This is a genomic window from Lacinutrix sp., from assembly GCF_023299985.1.
Taxonomy (GTDB): Bacteria; Bacteroidota; Bacteroidia; order Flavobacteriales; family Flavobacteriaceae; genus Lacinutrix.
The window spans coordinates 1-3,129 of record NZ_JALZVX010000088.1 but is presented as its reverse complement, the minus strand read 5'-3'; the positions used below and the strand labels follow the sequence as shown (position 1 = coordinate 3,129).

Genomic DNA, 3,129 nt, shown 5'->3' with positions numbered 1-3,129 from the left:
ATACCACGAGAAGGGATTAAAAATTCGCAAATCATACGATCTCCTTTTGCTTCCATAGAAAGCAATTCTCCTTTACGTAATGTTACAAACTCTACAGCTCTACCAGAAACAGTCTCTGGAAGATCGATAGTTAACTCTTCAATTGGCTCACATTTAACACCATCAATTTCCTTGATAATTACTTGCGGTTGTCCAATTTGAAGCTCGTAACCTTCACGACGCATTGTTTCAATTAATACAGATAAGTGTAATACACCACGACCAAAAACCATAAATTTATCTGCACTACCAGTTTCACCTAGTTTAAGTGCTAAGTTTTTCTCTAGCTCTTTTTCTAAACGGTCTTTAATATGACGAGACGTTACATACTTTCCGTCCTTTCCAAAGAAAGGAGAATCGTTAATTGTAAATAACATACTCATTGTAGGCTCATCTATCGCAATAGATTTTAAACCTTCAGGATTTTCTATATCAGCAATTGTATCTCCAATCTCGAAACCTTCGATACCTACTAATGCACAAATATCTCCAGTTTGAACGCTCTCTACACGTTTACGCCCAAGACCTTCAAATATAAACACCTCTTTTATTTTTGTTTTTGTAACTGTCCCATCTCTTTTTACTAATGAAACTTGTTGACCTTCTACAAGACTTCCTCTTTGTAATCTACCAATAGCAATACGACCAGTAAAAGAAGAGAAATCTAAAGATGTAATTAACATTTGCGTTGTTCCTTCCTTAAATTCAGGCGTTGGAACATGCTCTAAAACCATATCTAATAATGGTTCAACATTATCAGTTTCGTTTTTCCAATCGTCACTCATCCAGTTGTTCTTAGCCGAACCGTAAACTGTTGGAAAATCCAACTGCCACTCTTCTGCACCAAGTTCAAACATAAGATCAAAAACTTTTTCATGTACTATATCTGGAGTACAGTTTTCTTTATCTACTTTATTTACAACCACACAAGGTTTTAAGCCTAAATCAATTGCTTTTTGTAAAACAAAACGCGTTTGTGGCATTGGCCCTTCAAAAGCATCAACTAATAGTACAACACCATCAGCCATGTTTAAAACACGCTCAACTTCTCCACCAAAATCGGCGTGACCAGGAGTATCAATAATGTTAATTTTTGTACCTTTATATAGAACCGAAACGTTTTTAGACGTAATGGTAATACCACGTTCACGTTCTAAATCGTTATTATCCAGGATTAAATCTCCTGTATTTTGGTTTTCACGAAACAGTTGACAGTGGTACATTATTTTATCTACCAATGTTGTTTTCCCGTGATCTACGTGTGCAATAATTGCAATATTAATAATCTTCTCCATAATGTATGCCTTATTTTAAGCGTGCAAAGGTACTTATTTTTTATTGAAATTCACCTAAAATATTTTTATTTAGGCATTCCGTTTTGTTGCAAGTCTACTTTTAACTAAAATTCACAGTAAGTGACTGAGCAACAAAACATCGGGCTTGAATTCATCCTGAACGCAGTCGAAGGGCTATATCTTTTTTTTGCCATTTGCGAAAGCAAAAAAAAGGATGCCGTTTTTATCCCTAATGCAGTGTTTACCTATAATCAGTTTTTTAGTATTAACTTTGTGGCATAAACTTTAAGACTACAACTTTATGCAACTGCAAGACATTCCAAAATTAAAACATACAGACGCTAATAATTTCTTTCTATTATGTGGACCATGTGCCATAGAAGGCGAAGACATGGCTTTTAGAATAGCAGAACGTGTTCTAGAAATCACCAATAAACTAGAAATTCCTTACATTTTTAAAGGTAGTTTTAAAAAAGCAAACAGAAGTAGAATTGATAGTTTTACAGGTATTGGAGATGAAAAAGCTTTAGAAATATTAGCTAAAGTTTCAGAGAAATTTAATGTCCCAACAGTTACAGATATTCACGAAGTTAGTGATGCTGCAAAAGCAGCACAATATGTAGATGTTTTACAGATTCCAGCTTTTTTAGTGCGCCAAACAGATTTGGTAGTTGCTGCAGCAAAAACAGGTAAAGTGGTAAACCTAAAGAAAGGACAATTTATGAGTCCGGAAGCCATGAAACACGCTGTGCAAAAAGTAAAAGATTCTGGTAGTGATAAAGCATGGATTACAGATAGAGGCACAATGTTTGGTTACCAAGACATGATTGTAGATTTTAGAGGTATTCCAACAATGCGTGAATTTGCACCAACAGTTTTAGATGTTACTCATTCTCTACAACAACCTAATCAAAGCGCTGGAGTAACAGGTGGAAGACCAGATATGATTGAAACCATTGCACGTGCAGGCATTGTAAACAATGTAGATGGTTTATTTATAGAAACACATTTTGATCCTGCAAATGCAAAAAGTGATGGTGCTAATATGTTGCATTTAGATAATTTAGAATCATTATTAACTAACCTTGTTTCTATTAGAAAAACAATAAATAGTTTATAAAACCACTATTTTAGTATTTCATTAATTTAGTAAATTAAAAACTATGAAAGAGAACAACATAAAAGGAGGAGATGCACCAATTAAATGTGAATTGGAAGCTAACAAAAACTATGCTTGGTGTACTTGTGGTCATGCTGAAGAGCAACCATTTTGCAATGGTTCGCATCGTGTAAAAGAAGCAACACCATCTATGCGGTTTTCTGTAGAAGAAGATAAAATCGCCTATTTATGTACTTGTAAATTAACTAAGAATCCACCGTATTGCGATGGATCTCATAACTAGCGAAATCAATTAAAAAGAGGATGCTTACTTTTTATAAAAACCATCTTCTTTACAAGTATTAACTTGCTCTAAAATTGAAATTAAGATTTTATCATTAATGTCTTCTAAGGTTTTATAACGTAAAGATTTAACTACTTTACGTTCCTCACTTACCAAATGTTCTGTATATTTTGTAATGTAGCTAGAGTGCCAAAAAGCGACATCTACAAACTCGTTTTTATGGCTCGCATTTAAATAACAAATGGGACGTTTACCAACATAATAACACGGTATTTTCCATTTGTACTTAAGCTCTGCTTCAGGAATAGTATGTTCTATAATAACTTGCGCATGCATTAATATAGAACGATACGGTTCTGGTTGGTTTAGGATGTAATCTTCTGCTGGTTTCA

Annotated in this window: 4 protein-coding genes; 2 read left to right on the top strand and 2 right to left on the bottom strand. The window is 34.1% G+C overall.

What is annotated here, in order from left to right:
• A partial coding sequence (locus Q0C58_RS04410; protein ID WP_290698029.1) for a GTP-binding protein occupies positions 1-1,334 on the bottom strand: 1,334 nt, incomplete at its 3' end.
• A 301-nt stretch (positions 1,335-1,635) separates the two neighbouring features.
• Between Q0C58_RS04410 and kdsA the strand changes: the two genes are divergently transcribed.
• Together kdsA and Q0C58_RS04400 are read left to right on the top strand one after the other, a co-directional pair.
• Positions 1,636-2,454 (top strand): 3-deoxy-8-phosphooctulonate synthase, encoded by an 819-nt coding sequence (gene kdsA, locus Q0C58_RS04405; protein WP_290698027.1) that lies wholly within the window; start codon positions 1,636-1,638, stop codon positions 2,452-2,454.
• Positions 2,455-2,497: 43 nt separating this feature from the next.
• A complete protein-coding gene (locus tag Q0C58_RS04400) occupies positions 2,498-2,737 on the top strand; it encodes a CDGSH iron-sulfur domain-containing protein (protein WP_290698025.1) in 240 nt (79 codons plus the stop codon).
• Between the two features lie 24 nt (positions 2,738-2,761).
• Here the strand turns inward: Q0C58_RS04400 and Q0C58_RS04395 are convergent.
• A partial coding sequence (locus Q0C58_RS04395) for a DUF1801 domain-containing protein (protein ID WP_290698023.1) occupies positions 2,762-3,129 on the bottom strand: 368 nt, incomplete at its 5' end.